Origin of the sequence: Sphaerisporangium sp. NPDC051011 (assembly GCF_040653595.1) — a bacterium.
Taxonomy (GTDB): Bacteria; Actinomycetota; Actinomycetes; order Streptosporangiales; family Streptosporangiaceae; genus Sphaerisporangium.
The window spans coordinates 676,200-692,270 of record NZ_JBFAGG010000003.1; the positions used below are offsets into that span (position 1 = coordinate 676,200).

A 16,071-nucleotide genomic window follows, 5' to 3' on the forward strand; every position below is an offset into this window, starting at 1 on the left:
GGTCATCTCTCCTTGAGGGTGCGGCCTTCGGCCAGGTCGGCGAACGGCAGCGGGCAGTCGGGGCAGGTGCAGTTCGTCAGGCTGTCGCAGCCGGCGGCGACCACCTGGGTCAGCGCGGTGCGGATGGTGGTCAGGTCGGCGATACGCGCGTCCACTTCGGCGATCTTGGCCTGGGCGCGGGCGCGCAGGTCCGGGGTGGGATGGCGGCGCCGGCCGGTGTCGATCAGCTCGGCCACCTCCTCCAGGCTGAAACCGAGCCGCTGGGCGGTTTTGATCACCGTCAGCAGGGTGACGGTCTCGGGCGGGTAGGCGCGGTGCCCGCCGGGACTGCGGGCCGGTTCGGCGATCAGGCCACGGCGTTCGTAGTAGCGCAGGGTCTGGATGTTGACCCCGGCCTGCTCGGCCACCTGCCCGCTGCGCAGGTAGGGCCGGCCCGAATCATGCAGCACGATGTCCTGTGTCACGCCGCCCGCCCCACCCCGGCGGGCGCGCTTGCGCGGCTGCCGGCGAACGCGAGCCCGGCCTGGGCACGGTCCTGCTTGCCGCCTGCGTAGATGCGCACGTCGGCGTAGCCGAGCCGGACGAACGCCGCAGCAGTGATCGTCGAGCGGTTGCGGTACGGGCCTGAGCAGTAGACCACCACGGCGGTGGCGCGGTCGGGCGCCACCGCCTCGGCCGGTTCGGCGGTGAGCCGGCCGGGCACGTTGCGGGCGCCAGAGATGTGCTCGGCCGTGTAGGCGTCGGCCGCAAGGGCCTCCACCAGTTGCACCGGCCCGGCTTCGCGTGCCGCGAGCAGTTCCTCGCGGGTGACGGGGTGCATCACAGTCCTCCTTCGTGCGAGCGTCTGGTCGTCGGCCGTGGCCACTCAGGCCGGCGCAGCCGGAGCGATGGCGGCGCCGGCGCGGGCCTGCAGCGCATCCAGTACCTCGATCTGCTCCGGAGGGACGGCCACGTCCAGCGTCAGGCTGCCGTCGGCGATGGTGAGGGTGAAGGTGAAGAACGAGCAGCAGCCGTTCTCCCGCGCCGCCAGCTCGGCCGCCCGCGCCGCGTGCTCCGGCCCGAAGACGAGCTCCAGGTGCAGCCGCTCCCGCTCCTCGCGCCGCACCGTCTGGACCGTCTCGGCGAACAAGGCGTCGAACTCGGCCACCCGCAGCGGCCGTTCGGCCGTGGGCAGCGTACATGCCGAGGGCGCCCACACCTGGTCAGGGCCGATGATGTGTGTCATGGCTCCGACGGTAAGCCTGTACCCGGGTACCGGATGCAAGCCCCTGACGCCAGGCCTGCGTCAGCCGGCCCGGCCGTAACCCATCAGTGGCTTTCGGTGGGCTGCCACGGCTGGGTGCCTGCTGGGGCAGGGACTTGTGAGGAGGAGGGCATCGTGCTGGCCGAGCGCATGGGGGGAGTGCGGCGGCCTCGGCCACAGCGCCGCCGCCCACACCCGTGACCGGGGGCCGGCGGAGTTATTCGGCCGGCGGGTCAAAGCCGTCCGGACCATCTGGAACGCCCCGTCGTCTCACGGCGGTATCAATGACATCTACAACGCCTTTATCACCCGCCTACTGATTTCGTGGTGATACGTACCGATAAGTGGTGACTAGCGCGTTGCATCGTCGCCCCTGTCGTGGGGATGTGGCACCACCGTGCCGGTCGATTCGGCACGGCGGGCAGGCCGGCATGCGGACCGTGGATGTCAGGAGTCGCGCGGGACCACCAGGCCGGATTCGTAGGCGAGAACCACGAGTTGGGCACGGTCGCGAGCGTGCAGCTTGGCCATGGCTCGGTTGATGTGGGTTTTCGCGGTCAGCGAGCTGATCACCATGCGGTCGGCGATCTGGTCGTTGGACAGGCCCTGCGCGACGAGGGCGACGGCTTCGCGTTCGCGGTTGGTCAGTTCCTTCAGCCCTGTGCCGATGCCGGTGTTGAGCGGCTGGGTGATGTACCGGTCGATCAGCCGGCGGGTGATCGACGGCGCGAGCAGGGCGTCGCCGCGCGCGGCGACGCGTACGGCATGCAGGAAGTCTTCCGGCACGATGTCCTTGACGAGGAATCCGGCGGCGCCGGCGCGCAGCGCGTTGAAGACGTATTCGTCGAAACCGTAGTTGGTCAGGATGACCACATGCACGCCGGCCAGGGTCGGGTCTGCGGCGATGCGCCGGGTCGCCTCGATGCCGTCGATGACCGGCATCTGGATGTCGATGAGCGCGATGTCGGGCAAGTGTTCCCTGGCGAGGGCCAGGCATTCCTTCCCGTTGGCGGCCTCGGCCACCACCTCGATGTCGTCCTCGACGTCGAGGAGCGCGCGGAATCCGCTGCGGATGAGCGGCTGGTCGTCGACCAGCAGGACACGGATCATGTGGTTCGATTCACGGGTAGTTCGGCCTGGACGGTGAAGCCGCCCTCGCTGCGCGGTGCCGCCCGCAGGCGACCGCCGAGGGCGGTGACTCGTTCACGCATCCCGAGCAGCCCGACGCCGGGCACCGGCACGGTGTCCGGAGTGGCCTTGCCGTCGTCATCGACCCGTATGACCAGGGCGTGGGGACGGTAGTCGATCCGGACCGACGCCGTCGCGGCGGCGGCGTGACGGGCGACGTTGGTCAGCGACTCCTGAATGATCCGATAAGCAGTCTGGTCCACCGTGGGCGGCACGTCGTTTCGGTGTCCCTCGATCGTCAGCTTCGCGTCCAGGCCGGTCGTCCGAGCGCGTTCCACCAGCTCCGGGACGTGGTCGAGCCCATGAGGCGGGCTCTTGCCGTCGTCGCGCAGCACCTCCAGGGTCGCTCGCAGTTCCCGTGCCGCCTCCCGACCGGCCTCCCGGATCGCCAGCAGGGCCTCCGGCACCTGTTCACCCCGCTTTTGGGCCAGGTGGACGGCGACTTCGGCCTGCACCTTGATGACGGAGATCTGGTGGGTGAGCGAATCGTGCAGTTCCCGCGCTATGTGCAGCCGCTCCTCGTCGGCGCGGCGTCGCGCGGTTTCCTCCCGGGTGCGCTCGGCCTCATCCGCCCGCCGCTCGGCCTGCCGCAGTGCTTCACCCGCCGCACCGGCCGCGATCAGCCAGGCCAGCTCCAGGGCGCCTCTGGCCTGCGCGAACGCCTCGCCTGTGTCGTGGAGACCTGAGGCTAGCGCCGCGAGGGGGAGAAGGGCCAGCATGGTCACGCTCGCCACCACCGTGATGGTGCGGTGTCCCGCCCGTACGGCCGCGTACACGGCGAACAGGTACGCGACGGCAGGCACGTCGAAACCGGCCGCCTGGTAGCCCACCGCGCACAGCCCGGTGAGGACCAGGACGGGAACCGGAGCCCGGCGGCGCGCGGCCAGCCCGAGGCCGCCGGCCGTCAGGAGCGTGTAGCCGAGCAGGTCGGCGTACGTGGCGGAGTGATGCCTGGACAGTCCGGTGACCAGCAGCGTCGCCGCCACGCCGACGGCGATCGCCCAGTCTCCGGCACCCGCCCGGACACCGGACCGTCCTGTGCTCATGCGCGCACCATAGCCGGATGTTCGCGTGGACGACTCATGCGCACGGACGATCAGCCGCCTACCGCACACGCGGTATCTTCGCGGCTCCTGCGGCGTCTGCGGCAGCCGGGCTTCGGCATCGGTGGCAGCGCGAATTGCCTGCGTTCGCAGGACGACCGGCGGTGGGTCCAGCGGACATGATCAGGCGACGTCCAGTCGTAGGGGAGAAGGAGCACCTCATGTCCGTCCGTCACCTGTTCGCCGCCCCCGCGGTCGCCCTGCTCGGAGGTTTCGGGGTTGCCGCACCGGCGGCCGCGCACGTCTCGGTGCAGCCGGCCGACGTCAGTGCGTACGCGTTGACCGCCGGGCGTCTCTGGTCCTTGGTGGCCGTGGTGCTGGGGCTGGTCGGCGTGGTCCTCGGCGGACTCGCCCTGGCCCGCTCCGCCGGTCGTGCCGGCACCGGAAGCGGGAGAAGGGGGGCCGGCGTGGCTCTGGTGGCGGGACTGGCCGGCGTGGTCGTCGGTGGTCTGGTCGTGGCCGCCGCCGATGGAGGTCCCGGCACCGGCGGCGGAATAGTGGGGGGCTTCGTGGCCCTGGTGGTGGGGCTGATCGCCATGGTCCTCAGCGGGCTGGCTCTGGCCCACTCTCGCCGTACCGGCTGACCTGCTGACCACAGCGGATACGAGCCCGCGTTCGACCGCCGTTCGGCGGTCTGGGGCGGCACCGCTGTCGGCCCCCGGCAGCCGGCTCAGCGGGGAGCACGGGTTTGATCGAGGCCGGAGTGTGGCTCTCTTCCGCAGCGCGACCCCGGCGACCGGCGTATCGGATGCCGATATCGTCGATCGTTTCCGCTATAGGCCGCACGCCGTCATGTCATGTAGCGCGGGTCGTGATCATCCTGCGCAGACCGTAGGCGGCGGCGCCCGCGGCGAGCACCGCGGCACCGGCGACGACCGAGGACAGGGGCAGGGAGAAGGCAAGGACCAGGCACCCTGCCAGGCCGATGGCGGGCACCACTGGCGCGGGGCGCCCCTCGGCCGGGGTGAGGGTCCAGGCGGCGGCGTTGGCGATGGCGTAGTAGACCAGCACGCCGAACGAGGAGAACCCGATCGCGCCGCGCAGGTCCGCGGTGCCTGCCAGGATCGCCACGACCGCGCCGATGACCAGCTCGGCGCGGTGCGGGACGTTGAAGCGGGGGTGGACGGCGGACAGGGCGTGCGGCAGGTGCCGGTCCCGGGCCATCGCCAGCGTGGTGCGGGAGACGCCCAGGATCAGCGCCAGCAGTGAGCCGAGTGCGGCGACCGCGGCGCCGGCGCGCACCAGCGGCGCCAGTGCGGCCGGCCCGGCGGCGCGCACGGCGTCGGCCAGCGGTGCGCCGGTCTCGGCGAGGCCGGTGGCGCCCAGCACGGCCAAAGCCCCGATCGCGACCGCCGCGTACACCATCAGGGTGAGGCCGAGCGCGATCGGGATCGCGCGGGGGATGGTGCGGGCCGGGTCGCGGACCTCCTCGCCCAGGGTGGCGATGCGGGCGTAGCCGGCGAAGGCGAAGAACAGCAGGCCCGCTGCCTGCAATACCCCGATGGCGGTGGCATCGGATGTCACATCCAGCCGTGCGGGGTCGGCGGCGCCGGAGGTGAGCAAGGCGAAGGCGACCGCGGCCAGCAGGGCCACCACCATGGCGACGATCCCTCTGGTCAGCCAGATCGTCTTGTGCATCCCGGTGTAGTTGAGCGCGGTCAGCGCCACCACGGCCGCCACCGCGATGGCGTGCGCCTGCTGCGGCCACACGTAGGAGCCCACGGTCAGCGCCATCGCCGCGCACGAGGCGGTCTTGCCCACCACGAACCCCCACCCGGCCAGATACCCCCAGAAATCCCCCAGGCGCTCCCGCCCGTAGACGTAGGTGCCACCTGAGGCGGGATAGCGGGCGGCCAGCCGCGCCGAGGATGTCGCGTTGCAGTAGGCGACCACCGCCGCCACCGCCAGCCCGAGCAACAACCCTGAGCCGGCCGCGCGCGCCGCCGGCGCGAAGGCGGCGAAGACACCGGCGCCGATCATCGAGCCCAGCCCGATCACCACCGCGTCGGCCGGCCCCAGACGCCGCTCCAGCCGCCCTCGCCTGGCGGGAGCCGGTGTGCCGACCATGACGACCTCCAGCGAATTCGGTTCCCGATATCGGCCAACGATACCGATGGCGGGCCCACAGGGCTCCCTCGGGGGAACGCTCTGGCGGTACACGGCTGTCGTGACGGCGGGCCGGCGTGGATCGCCGTGGCGGCCGACGCAGAGAGGGGCGTTCCGAGGCGGTGTCGCGCGGGCTGGTTCTGCGGTCCATGAGCGGCCCGGCACCGCGACCCTGTGGCGTGGCGCCGTAGACGGCGGACTGCGGATACGACCAGCGGTAGCATCGGATGCCGATATCGGTTTCGTCACACATCGGTGCGCCGAAGCGACCGCACGGCCGATGAAGGGGGGCAGGGGTGCGCGAGTTCCTGCGCGGCGCGGTGCGGCTGCACATCCTGCACCACGCCGCCCAGCAGGAGATCCACGGCGCGTGGATGTCCGAGGAGCTCAAACGCCACGGGTACGCCATCAGCCCCGGCACGCTGTACCCGACCCTGCACCGCCTGGAAGCCGAAGGACTGCTGGTCTCCGAGCAGCGCACCGTCGGCGGACGGGTGCGCCGGGTCTACCGCGCCACCGACTCCGGTCGCCAGGCACTGGCCGAGGACCGCGCCGCCCTCGCCGAACTCGCCCGCGAGCTCCTGCCCGGCGAGCGGTGACCTCCGCCCTGTCCGTGCTCCGGCTTTGAGGTTGGGGACGGACCCGCGAGATGGCCCGCCTCCACTCGTTGCCCACTCTTGGGAAAGACTCGAACATCCCTGGAAGCCGTCGTTTGCGCCAAGCGGAACAGGGCCACCTGGATCAGGTCTTGAGCCGTCGGAGGAGGGGAAGGTCCGGCCCACGTTCGTACAGACGGCGGGGATCCTCAGGGGCGGGAATTCAGATGGGCCTGGATGGCTTCCATGACGGCTTGCGGGGAGGCCGAGCGGCTGAAGGTGGCGACGACGACCTGGTCGTCCCCGGCCTCTTTCGGCTGCTCGAGGTGGCGGAAGGTCGCGATCACGTAGCCGAGGGCGTGGTCGAGTGGGCCTGAGGGGTCGTACATGCCGCCGGCGCGCAGCCACCCTCGTAGGACCTGGTTGTGGGCCGCGACGACGGATGCGGCCATGAGTTCGGCGCGCAGGTCGGCGTCGGGGGTTCCGGCCAGCCATGTGCCGATGAATTCGCGGAACAGGCGCTGGTAGCGGGCGACGCTGGCGATCTCTCGGTCGCGGAGTGCCGGTACGCGGCCGACGAGGCGGTAGCGGCGCAGCGACACCTCCGCGTCGTCCACGTAGTGGGCCAGCACGATGCGGACCGCGTCGGTGACGGCGACGATCGCGGTGTCGGCGGTCGAGGCGCGCAGGCGGGCGTCCACTGTGGCGAGCAGGGTGTCGTGGTCGGGGAAGATCGCGTCTTCCTTCGAGCGGTAGTAGCGGAAGAACGTGCTGCGACTCACCCCCGCTCGGGCCGCGATGTCGTCGACGGTGGTCTCGTCGTACCCGTTCTCGTCGAAGAGCGCCACCGCCGCCTCGGCGAGGCGGTGACCGATTGACGGAGTGCCCATGGGGCCATTGTCGCGGATCCAGGGTTGTGGGTCGTCGCGAGACTGAGTATTTTAATGTTGAAACTCAGTCTTACGCCGAATGTGGTGATTCATGGAACCGCGTGGCACCGCGGCCAGCCTGACCGGCCTCGAAGAGCGTCTGGATGAGGCGATCCGCACCGCCGAGAAACGGGCGGCCGCCAAGCAGCATGCCAAGGGAAGGCTCACCGCCCGCGAGCGGATCGAGCGTCTGCTCGACCCCGGGTCGTTCGTCGAACTGGACGCCCTGGCCGTGCATCGCAGCACGTCCTTCGGCATGGAACGTCATCGCGTCCCCGGCGACGGAGTGGTCACCGGGCACGGCACAGTCGGCGGCCGGACGGTCTGCGTCTTCTCCCAGGACTTCAGCGTGTTCGGCGGGAGCCTGGGTGAGGTGTACGGCGAGAAGATCTGCAAGGTCATGGACTTGGCCATGAAGATCGGGGCGCCGGTCGTCGGCATCAACGAGGGCGCGGGCGCGCGCATCCAGGAAGGCGTCGTCTCCCTCGGCCTGTACGGCGAGATCTTCCGCCGCAACGTGCGCGCCTCGGGCGTGATACCGCAGATCTCCTTGATCATGGGTGCCTGCGCGGGTGGGCACGTCTACTCGCCGGCTCTCACCGACTTCACGGTCATGGTGGACGAGGCGTCGCACATGTTCGTCACCGGCCCGGATGTCATCAAGACGGTGACCGGTGAGGACGTGACCTTCGAGGAACTGGGCGGCGCCCGCGTGCACAACAGCCGCAGCGGTAACGCCCACCACCTCGCCGATGACGAGGACGACGCGCTGGACTATGCCCGCGGGCTGCTGTCGTACCTGCCGCAGAACAACCTCGACGATGCGGCCTATTTCGAGTCCCCGGCGGACCTGGAAATCAGTGACGGCGATCGTGCCCTCGACACGGTCGTGCCCGACTCGGCGAACCAGCCGTACGACATGAACGAGGTCATCGCCGCCCTGCTGGACGACGGCGAGTTCCTGGAGGTGCAGGCGCTGTTCGCGCCCAACATCGTGGTCGGCTTCGGCCGCGTCGAGGGTCGGTCGGTCGGTGTGGTGGCCAATCAGCCGATGCGGCTGGCCGGCACGCTGGACATCGACGCCTCGGAGAAGGCCGCCCGGTTCGTACGCACCTGCGACGCGTTCGGCATCCCGGTGCTCACGCTGGTGGACGTGCCCGGCTTCCTGCCCGGCACCGAGCAGGAGTGGAACGGCATCATCCGCCGCGGGGCCAAGCTGCTGTACGCCTATGCCGAGGCGACCGTGCCGCTCGTCACGGTCATCACCCGCAAGGCGTACGGCGGGGCCTACGACGTCATGGGCTCCAAGCACCTGGGCGCGGACGTCAACCTCGCCTGGCCGGCCGCGCAGATCGCCGTGATGGGCGCGCAGGGCGCGGTCAACATCCTGCACCGCAGGACGCTGGCCGCGGCCGGCGACCCCGAGACGCTGCGGGCCGAGCTGGTGCGTGAGTACGAGGACACCCTCGCCACGCCGTACCTGGCGGCCGAACGCGGTTACGTCGACGCGGTGATCGCGCCGCGCGAGACCCGCCGCGAGGTCGTCCGAGCCCTGCGAATGCTGCGCGGCAAACGTGACGCCCTGCCGCCCAAGAAGCACGGGAACATCCCGCTGTGACCGGGCCGCAGATGACACAGGTGCTCCGCGTGATCAAGGGCACGCCGCTGCCGGAGGAACTGGCCGCGCTGACGGTGGTGCTGCTCGCGGCGCATGACACCGGCCCGGTCACGCCGCCGGCGCCGTCCGGCTGGCGTGATCTGGCGCGCCGGCACGCGTTGTGCCGCCCCCTTACGACCGGTCCCCAGGGATGGCGGGAGTCGAGATGGACCTATGGAGGACTTCTGTGAGCGGTTCCCTGCGGAAAGTGCTGGTGGCCAACCGCGGCGAGATCGCCGTCCGCGTGATCCGGGCCTGTCGGGACGCCGGCATCGCCTGCGTGGCGGTGTACGCCGAGCAGGACCGCGACGCCCTGTTCGCGCGCATGGCCGACGAGGCGTACGCGCTCGGCGGCGTCACGCCGGGGGAGACGTACCTGGCCATCGAGAAGATCATCGAGATCGCCGGCCGGTCCGGCGCCGACGCGGTCCATCCCGGATACGGCTTCCTCGCCGAGAACGCCGGCTTCGCCCAGGCGGTCATCGACGCCGGGCTGGTATGGATCGGGCCGCCACCGTCGGCGATCACCGCACTCGGCGACAAGGTCCAGGCGCGGCACATCGCGCAGCGGGTCGGAGCCCCTCTGGTCGCGGGGACCCCCGATCCCGTCTCCGGGGCCGGAGAGGTGCTGGCCTTCGCCGAGGAGCATGGTCTGCCCGTCGCGATCAAGGCGGCGTACGGCGGAGGCGGGCGCGGGCTGAAGGTCGCCCGGACGATGGAGGAGATCCCGGACTTGTACGAGAGCGCCGTGCGCGAGGCCGTGACGGCGTTCGGCCGGGGTGAGTGCTTCGTGGAGCGCTACCTCGACAAGCCCCGGCACGTGGAGACCCAGTGCCTGGCCGACGCGCACGGCAACGTGGTCGTTGTCTCCACCCGGGACTGCTCGCTGCAGCGCCGCCACCAGAAGCTCGTCGAGGAGGCGCCCGCGCCGTTCCTCACCGCCAGGCAGGAGGCCCTGCTGCGCGACGGTTCCAAGGCGATCCTCCGCGAGGCCGGTTACGTGGGCGCCGGGACGTGCGAGTTCCTCATCGGTCAGGACGGCACTGTGTCCTTCCTGGAGGTGAACACCCGGCTCCAGGTGGAGCATCCGGTCACCGAGGAGGTCACCGGCGTCGACCTGGTGCGGGAGATGTTCCGGATCGCCGCGGGGGAGGAGCTCGGCTACGGAGACCCGGAGCCGCGCGGCCACTCCATCGAGTTCCGCGTCAACGCCGAGGATGCCGGGCGCGGCTTCCTGCCCGCCCCCGGCGCCATCACCCGCTGGCGTGCCCCCTCCGGACCGGGTGTGCGGATGGACGCCGGATACGAGCAGGGCGAGACCGTGCCGGGCTCCTTCGACTCCTTGATCGCCAAGCTCGTCGTCACCGGTGCCACCCGCGCCCAGGCGCTGCAACGGGCCCGCAGGGCGCTGGCCGAGTTCGAGATCGACGGCATGCCGACCGTGCTGCCGTTCCACCGCGCCGTCGTGCAGGACCCCGCGTTCACGGGCGAGCCCTTCACCGTCCACACCCGATGGATCGAGACGGAGTTCGACAACACGATCGCCCCGTACGACGGTCAGCCCGGCACGTCTGCCGACCCGGCGGAACGCGAGCGGATCACGGTCGAGGTGGCGGGCAAGCGCCTGGAGGTCGTGCTCCCCGCCGGCCTCGGCGCCGGCTCGCGTAGCGGCGACGGTGCGAACCGGCCTTCGGCCCCGGGCGTCCGCCGTCGCGGCGGCACCGGTGCGGCGAAATCCGCAGCCAGCGGAGATTCCCTGGTCAGCCCCATGCAGGGGACGATCGTCAAGGTCATGGTCGCCGACGGCGACGAGGTCGCCTCCGGCGACACCATCGTCGTCTTGGAGGCCATGAAAATGGAGCAGCCGCTCACCGCCCACAAAGTCGGCATCGTGGTCGGCATGTCCGCGAAGGTGGGGGCGACGGTGTCCGCCGGCGCCGTCGTATGCGAGATCAAGGACCAGGCGTGACCGGCCCTGGCCTCCCTCGAGCGTGGAGGCTGAAACCGCAGGTCCTGCCCAGAAAGGGCCGGGAGGAGCAGCGGACGTGACTCTCTCTCAGACATTTCAGTCGGGCGCGGGGTTTCCTCCCGCGACGCGGGAGCGGTGGCGGGAACTGGCGGAGGAGGTTCTCCGCAGGTCGGGCCAGGCGGCCGAGTCGCCGGAGCAGGCGCTGGCGAGCGCGACCGACGACGGCATCACCATCGCCCCGCTGTACGACCCCATTGATCTCCCCGCGGTGCCCGGGCTTCCCGGCCTCCCCCCATACGCCTTTGGGGGCCGTAGACTCGGCGCCGCGTGGGAGGTACGGCAGCGGCACGAGGTCGCCGATCCCGAGGCCGTCATGGCCGACCTGGAGAACGGCGTCGACTCGCTCTGGCTCGCCGTTGCCCCCGAGGACCTGCCCCGGGTCCTCGACGGCGTCAACCTGGACTGGATCTCGATCGCGCTGGACGCGGGTGGCCGTACTCGGGAGGCGGCGGACGCGCTCCTGGCGCTGGCCGCCGGACGCGGCGTCCCCGCCGCGGCCCTGCGGGGCTGCCTGGGGGCCGACCCATTGGGCATTCTCAGCCGCTGCGGCACGGCACCCCACCTCCCGCAGATGGCCGAACTCGCGCGCCGCTGCGCCGACGACCTTCCTGGCATGCGCGCGGTCGTCGTCGATGCCACGCCGTACCACGAGGCGGGTGCCGGCGACGCGGAGGAGCTTGGATGTTCGATCGCGACCGGCATCGCCTACCTTCGGACGCTCACCGCCTACGGGCTCGGCGTGAACGAGTCCTTCGGTCAGCTGGAATTCCGGTACGCGGCGACCGCCGACCAGTTCGCCACGATCGCGAAGCTGCGCGCGGCCCGGGTGCTGTGGGCGCGAGTCGCAGAGGTGTGCGGCGGGCCGCCCGGTCAACTCCAGCACGCGGTGACCTCGGCGGCGATGGTGACGAGGCGAGATGCGTGGACGAACATGCTGCGCACCACGCTGGCGTGCTTCGCGGCGGGAGTGGCCGGGGCCGACGCGGTGACCGTGCGGCCGTTCGACGACGCGCTCGGCCTGCCCGACGGCTTCTCCCGCCGGATCGCCCGCAACACCTCGGCGTTGCTGGTCGAGGAGGCCCGGGTGGCCAGGGTGAGCGACCCGGCCGCCGGGTCCTGGTATGTCGAACGTCGCACCGCCGACCTGGCGGAGGTGGCCTGGCAGTGGTTCCAGGAGATCGAGGAGGCAGGCGGTATGGCCGACGCGCTCGCGTCGGGGCTCGTGGCCGGCAGGATCGCCGCCACCCGGGCGAGCAGATCGCGCGACATCGCCCGCCGGAAGGCGCCGATCGTCGGCGTCAGCCGGTTCCCTGACCTGTCCGAGGCGCCCCCTGCGCGCACCCCCACGCCACGGACCCCCGAGGGAACGCTGCCGAGGATCCGTTACGCCCAGGAGTTCGAGGACCTGCGTGATCAAGTCGACGACCGCCCATCCCGGCCGCAGGTGTTTCTGGCCGCCATCGGCTCGAGGGTGGGCGAGCACGTGGCGCGGGCGTCGTTCGCGGCGGACGTCTTCCACGCGGGCGGCATCGAGTCCATCACCTCCAGACCGGCCACCGATCCGGACATGATCGCGGAAGAGTTCGCGGCGAGCGGTGCCGTGGTGGCCTGCCTGTGCTCGAGCGACCAGATGTACGACGAGCACGCGGCGACGGTTGCCGAGGCTCTCCGGAAGGCGGGCGCGGTCAGGATCTGGCTGGCCGGCAGGGGACGGTACGACGGCGTGGACGGGAACCTGTACGCGGGGTGCGACGTGGTCGACGTGCTGCGGACGACGCTCGCGGATCTGGAGGTGGGCGCGTGATTCCGGACTTCCGCGGTGTCGGCCTGACCGGATCAGGCCGACCGGACATACCGTCGATGACCGGCGAAGGCGCGTGGGAGAGCCCGGAGGGCATCCCGATTGCGCCGATGTACACGCCCGCGGATCTTGAGGCGCCGGCCGCGGCGGGGGAGTACGACCCACGGACCTACCCCGGGATCCCGCCGTACGTGCGCGGGCCGTATCCGACGATGTACGTGACCCGGCCGTGGACGATCCGCCAGTACGCGGGGTTCTCGACGGCGGAGGAGTCCAACGCGTTCTACCGGCGCAACCTCGCCGCCGGGCAGAAGGGCCTATCCGTGGCGTTCGACCTGGCGACGCACCGGGGGTATGACTCAGACCACCCTCGTGTGGCGGGCGATGTGGGCATGGCGGGCGTGGCGATCGACTCGATCTACGACATGCGCGTCCTGTTCGACGGCATTCCGCTGGACCGGATGAGTGTGTCGATGACGATGAACGGCGCCGTGCTGCCGATCCTCGCGCTGTACATCGTGGCCGCCGAAGAGCAGGGGGTGAAGCCGGAGCAGCTCACCGGGACCATCCAGAACGACATCCTTAAGGAGTTCATGGTCCGCAACACCTACATATATCCGCCCGGCCCGTCGATGCGGATCATCTCCGACATCTTCGCCTACACTTCGGCCCACATGCCGCGCTTCAACTCCATCTCCATCTCCGGCTACCACCTGCAGGAGGCCGGGGCCACGCTGGACCTGGAACTGGCCTACACCCTGGCCGACGGCGTCGAGTACCTGCGCGCCGGGACCGCCGCCGGCCTCGACATCGACGCGTTCGCCCCGCGGCTGTCGTTCTTCTGGTGTATCGGGATGAACTTCTTCATGGAGGTCGCCAAGCTGCGCGCGGCCAGGCTGCTCTGGGCGGGCCTGGTGAAGGACTTCGGGGCCGGAGACCCGCGGTCGCTGGCGCTGCGCACCCACTGCCAGACGTCCGGCTGGTCCCTGACCGCCCAGGACGTGTTCAACAACGTGGTGCGCACCTGCGTGGAGGCGATGGCGGCCACCCAGGGGCACACCCAGTCGCTGCACACCAACGCCCTGGACGAGGCGCTCGCCCTGCCGACCGACTTCTCCGCGCGCATCGCCCGCAACACCCAACTCGTGCTGCAGCACGAGTCGGGAACCACCCAGGTGATCGACCCCTGGGGCGGCTCCCACTACGTCGAGACCCTCACCCGGCAGCTGGCACGCAAGGCGTGGCAGCACATCGCCGAGGTGGAGGAGGTCGGCGGCATGGCCAGGGCGATCGAGGCCGGGCTGCCCAAGGCGCGCATCGAGGAGGCCGCCGCCCGCACCCAGGCCCGCATCGACTCCGGTGCCCAGCCGGTGATCGGCGTCAACATGTACCGCACCGACGCCCAACCGGAGGTGGAGGTGCTCAAGGTCGACAACACCGCCGTACGCGCCCGGCAGGTCGAGCGGCTGCGCAGGATCCGGGTCGAGCGTGACCCAGAGGCCGTGCGCGCCGCGCTGGACGCGCTCACCCGCGGGGCGGCCTCGGACGGAAACCTGCTGGCCCTGGCGGTGGACGCGGCCCGGGCGCACGCCACGGTGGGGGAGATCTCCGAGGCGCTGGAGAAGGTGTTCGGCCGGCATCAGGCGAACGTGCGGACCATCTCCGGCGTGTACCGGCAGGAGATGGGCCCCGGGGCCGACACCGTCCGCGAGGCCTGCGACCGCTTCGCCGAGGCCGAGGGACGGCGCCCGCGGATCCTGGTGGCCAAGATAGGCCAGGACGGCCACGACCGGGGCCAGAAGGTGATCGCCACCGCATTCGCCGACCTGGGCTTCGACGTGGACGTGGGCCCGCTGTTCCAGACCCCGGCCGAGGTCGCCCGTCAGGCGGTCGAGGCCGACGTGCACATCGTCGGCGTCTCGTCGCTCGCCGCTGGGCACCTCACGCTGGTGCCCGCGCTACGCGAGGAGCTTGCCGCCGCCGGCGTCGACGACATCATGATCGTGGTGGGCGGGGTCGTCCCGCCCGGCGACGTCCCCGCGCTGTTGGACGCCGGGGTCGCGGCCGTCTTCCTGCCCGGCACCGTCATCACCGATGCCGCCCTGGACCTGCTGCGGCAGCTGTCGGCCCGGCTGGGTCACGACCTTTCCGCCCGGTGATCCTGTCAAGCGCCGCCTGCATCGAATGGCCTGGATCGTGCGAATCGGCCATCACGTCGGAAATCCTTCATGAAACGGAGGGCTCATGCTCTGGGTGTCGATGGTCGGGCTCGGTGGGACCGCAGTGGCGGTCGTGCTGGCGGGCCGGCGCGTGCTGTTCCTCTACCGGCTCGCCACCAGCGGCCAGCCGGCCCCGGAGCGCGTCGAGTACGCCGGGGCGAACGTGGGCGAGGAGATCAAGGCGCAGTTGGTCGAGGTGTTCGGCCAGCGCAAGCTGCTGAAGTGGACGCCGTCCGGCACGGCGCACTTCTTCGTGATGTGGGCGTTCTTCATCCTCGCCACGGTCTACCTGGAGGCGTACGGCGCGCTCATTCAGGGCGCGATCACCGGCAGGCCCGACTTCCGCATTCCGTTGATCGGGACCTGGCCGGTGCTGGGGTTCCTGCAGGACTTCATAGCGGTCGCGGCGCTGATCGGGCTGATCGCGTTCGCGGCCATCCGGCTCAGGAACTCGCCGAAGAAGCTGGGCCGCACTTCGCGTTTCTCCGGGTCGCATTTGAGTGGGGCCTGGCTCATTCTGTTCATGATCTTCAACGTGATCTGGACGATGTTCCTGTTCAGGGGGGCCGCCGTCAACACCGGCAACTTCCCCTACGCGTCGGGCGCGTTCGCCTCCGAGGCGGTGGCGACGATCCTGCCGGACAGCGAGGGGCTGGAGGCCACGGGCCTGCTACTGCACATCGGCGTCATGCTGGTGTTCCTGGTCATCGTGGTGAACTCCAAGCACCTGCACATCTTCACCGCGCCGATGAACGTTCTGTTCTCCCGCCGCCCGGATGGCCTCGGCCCGGCCCAGCCGATGCGCAGCAACGGTACGGTGCTGGACTTCGAGGAGGCCGACCCCGACACCGACGTGTTCGGCCGCGGCAAGATCGAGGACACCACGTGGAAGGGGTTCCTGGACTTCTACACCTGCACCGAGTGCGGCCGCTGCCAGTCGCAGTGCCCGGCATGGAACACCGACAAGCCGCTGTCGCCCAAGATGCTGATCCTGGACCAGCGCGACCACGCCTTCGCCATCGCCCCCTACCTGCTCGCCAGTGAACAGGAGCGGGCGAAGCTGCCCGAGGACGTGCTGGCCCTGGCCGGCAAGCCGCTGGTGGGAGAGCAGGGCGTCATCCACCCGGACGTGCTGTGGTCGTGCACCAACTGCGGCGCCTGCGTCGAGCAGTGCCCGGTGGACATCGAGCACATCGACCA

Annotated in this window: 15 protein-coding genes; 8 read left to right on the forward strand and 7 right to left on the reverse strand. The window is 70.7% G+C overall.

Features of this window, described 5'->3' with window-relative positions:
- Window positions 1-2: 2 nt before the first annotated feature.
- The 5 genes from AB0H21_RS10280 to AB0H21_RS10300 form a co-directional block, all read right to left on the reverse strand.
- Window positions 3-464, reverse strand: coding sequence for a MerR family transcriptional regulator (locus AB0H21_RS10280; protein WP_358514158.1), 462 nt, complete (start codon window positions 462-464; stop codon window positions 3-5).
- On the reverse strand, window positions 461-820 hold the full coding sequence (locus AB0H21_RS10285; protein WP_358514160.1) for a rhodanese-like domain-containing protein: 360 nt from the start codon (window positions 818-820) through the stop codon (window positions 461-463). The genes AB0H21_RS10280 and AB0H21_RS10285 overlap by 4 nt, the downstream gene beginning before the upstream one ends.
- 45 nt (window positions 821-865) lie before the next feature.
- Complete coding sequence (locus AB0H21_RS10290) at window positions 866-1,225, reverse strand: hypothetical protein (RefSeq protein ID WP_358514162.1); 360 nt, start codon at window positions 1,223-1,225, stop codon at window positions 866-868.
- Between the two features lie 465 nt (window positions 1,226-1,690).
- Complete coding sequence (locus AB0H21_RS10295) at window positions 1,691-2,353, reverse strand: response regulator transcription factor (protein ID WP_358514164.1); 663 nt, start codon at window positions 2,351-2,353, stop codon at window positions 1,691-1,693.
- On the reverse strand, window positions 2,350-3,477 hold the full coding sequence (locus tag AB0H21_RS10300; RefSeq protein WP_358514166.1) for a histidine kinase: 1,128 nt from the start codon (window positions 3,475-3,477) through the stop codon (window positions 2,350-2,352). The genes AB0H21_RS10295 and AB0H21_RS10300 overlap by 4 nt, the downstream gene beginning before the upstream one ends.
- 218 nt (window positions 3,478-3,695) lie before the next feature.
- On the opposite strand from AB0H21_RS10300, the gene AB0H21_RS10305 reads away from it, so the two are divergent.
- Window positions 3,696-4,118 (forward strand): DUF6223 family protein, encoded by a 423-nt coding sequence (locus AB0H21_RS10305; RefSeq protein ID WP_358514168.1) that lies wholly within the window; start codon window positions 3,696-3,698, stop codon window positions 4,116-4,118.
- A 211-nt stretch (window positions 4,119-4,329) separates the two neighbouring features.
- On the opposite strand, the gene AB0H21_RS10310 is transcribed toward AB0H21_RS10305, so the two are convergent.
- Entirely contained in the window at window positions 4,330-5,601 is a 1,272-nt protein-coding gene (locus AB0H21_RS10310) for an APC family permease (RefSeq protein WP_358514170.1), read from the reverse strand.
- 335 nt (window positions 5,602-5,936) lie between these two features.
- On the opposite strand from AB0H21_RS10310, the gene AB0H21_RS10315 reads away from it, so the two are divergent.
- The gene (locus tag AB0H21_RS10315) at window positions 5,937-6,239 is read left to right on the forward strand and encodes a PadR family transcriptional regulator (protein ID WP_358514172.1); all 303 of its coding nucleotides are present in this window, start codon (window positions 5,937-5,939) and stop codon (window positions 6,237-6,239) included.
- A 206-nt stretch (window positions 6,240-6,445) separates the two neighbouring features.
- Here AB0H21_RS10315 and AB0H21_RS10320 read toward each other — a convergent pair whose 3' ends face one another.
- Window positions 6,446-7,126: a TetR family transcriptional regulator gene (locus tag AB0H21_RS10320; RefSeq protein WP_358514174.1), complete on the reverse strand. Its 681-nt coding sequence runs from the start codon at window positions 7,124-7,126 to the stop codon at window positions 6,446-6,448.
- 91 nt (window positions 7,127-7,217) lie between these two features.
- Between AB0H21_RS10320 and AB0H21_RS10325 the strand changes: the two genes are divergently transcribed.
- From AB0H21_RS10325 to AB0H21_RS10350, 6 genes are all read left to right on the forward strand, one after another.
- Complete coding sequence (locus tag AB0H21_RS10325) at window positions 7,218-8,783, forward strand: acyl-CoA carboxylase subunit beta (protein WP_358514176.1); 1,566 nt, start codon at window positions 7,218-7,220, stop codon at window positions 8,781-8,783.
- Window positions 8,780-9,013 carry an acyl-CoA carboxylase subunit epsilon gene (locus AB0H21_RS10330; RefSeq protein WP_358514178.1) on the forward strand — a complete coding sequence of 78 codons (234 nt, stop codon included), beginning with the start codon at window positions 8,780-8,782 and terminating at the stop codon, window positions 9,011-9,013. The genes AB0H21_RS10325 and AB0H21_RS10330 overlap by 4 nt, the downstream gene beginning before the upstream one ends.
- Window positions 9,014-9,021: 8 nt before the next feature.
- Window positions 9,022-10,791 (forward strand): biotin carboxylase N-terminal domain-containing protein, encoded by a 1,770-nt coding sequence (locus AB0H21_RS10335; protein ID WP_358514249.1) that lies wholly within the window; start codon window positions 9,022-9,024, stop codon window positions 10,789-10,791.
- A 76-nt stretch (window positions 10,792-10,867) separates the two neighbouring features.
- The gene (locus tag AB0H21_RS10340) at window positions 10,868-12,655 is read left to right on the forward strand and encodes a methylmalonyl-CoA mutase family protein (RefSeq protein ID WP_358514180.1); all 1,788 of its coding nucleotides are present in this window, start codon (window positions 10,868-10,870) and stop codon (window positions 12,653-12,655) included.
- Between the two features lie 56 nt (window positions 12,656-12,711).
- Window positions 12,712-14,811 (forward strand): methylmalonyl-CoA mutase, encoded by a 2,100-nt coding sequence (scpA, locus tag AB0H21_RS10345; protein ID WP_358514182.1) that lies wholly within the window; start codon window positions 12,712-12,714, stop codon window positions 14,809-14,811.
- 85 nt (window positions 14,812-14,896) lie between these two features.
- Window positions 14,897-16,071: (Fe-S)-binding protein (locus AB0H21_RS10350; protein ID WP_358514184.1), on the forward strand; the 1,175-nt coding region annotated here is incomplete at its 3' end.

Excerpts from the sequence above, each read along its gene's own strand:
- AB0H21_RS10325 (WP_358514176.1), top strand. The coding sequence starts at position 7,218 with ATGGAACCGCGTGGCACCGCGGCCAGCCTGACCGGCCTCGAAGAGCGT.
- AB0H21_RS10320 (WP_358514174.1), bottom strand. The coding sequence starts at position 7,126 with ATGGGCACTCCGTCAATCGGTCACCGCCTCGCCGAGGCGGCGGTGGCG.
- AB0H21_RS10305 (WP_358514168.1), top strand. The coding sequence starts at position 3,696 with ATGTCCGTCCGTCACCTGTTCGCCGCCCCCGCGGTCGCCCTGCTCGGA.
- AB0H21_RS10300 (WP_358514166.1), bottom strand. The coding sequence starts at position 3,477 with ATGAGCACAGGACGGTCCGGTGTCCGGGCGGGTGCCGGAGACTGGGCG.
- AB0H21_RS10310 (WP_358514170.1), bottom strand. The coding sequence starts at position 5,601 with ATGGTCGGCACACCGGCTCCCGCCAGGCGAGGGCGGCTGGAGCGGCGT.
- AB0H21_RS10285 (WP_358514160.1), bottom strand. The coding sequence starts at position 820 with ATGCACCCCGTCACCCGCGAGGAACTGCTCGCGGCACGCGAAGCCGGG.
- scpA (WP_358514182.1), top strand. The coding sequence starts at position 12,712 with ATGACCGGCGAAGGCGCGTGGGAGAGCCCGGAGGGCATCCCGATTGCG.
- AB0H21_RS10295 (WP_358514164.1), bottom strand. The coding sequence starts at position 2,353 with ATGATCCGTGTCCTGCTGGTCGACGACCAGCCGCTCATCCGCAGCGGA.
- AB0H21_RS10290 (WP_358514162.1), bottom strand. The coding sequence starts at position 1,225 with ATGACACACATCATCGGCCCTGACCAGGTGTGGGCGCCCTCGGCATGT.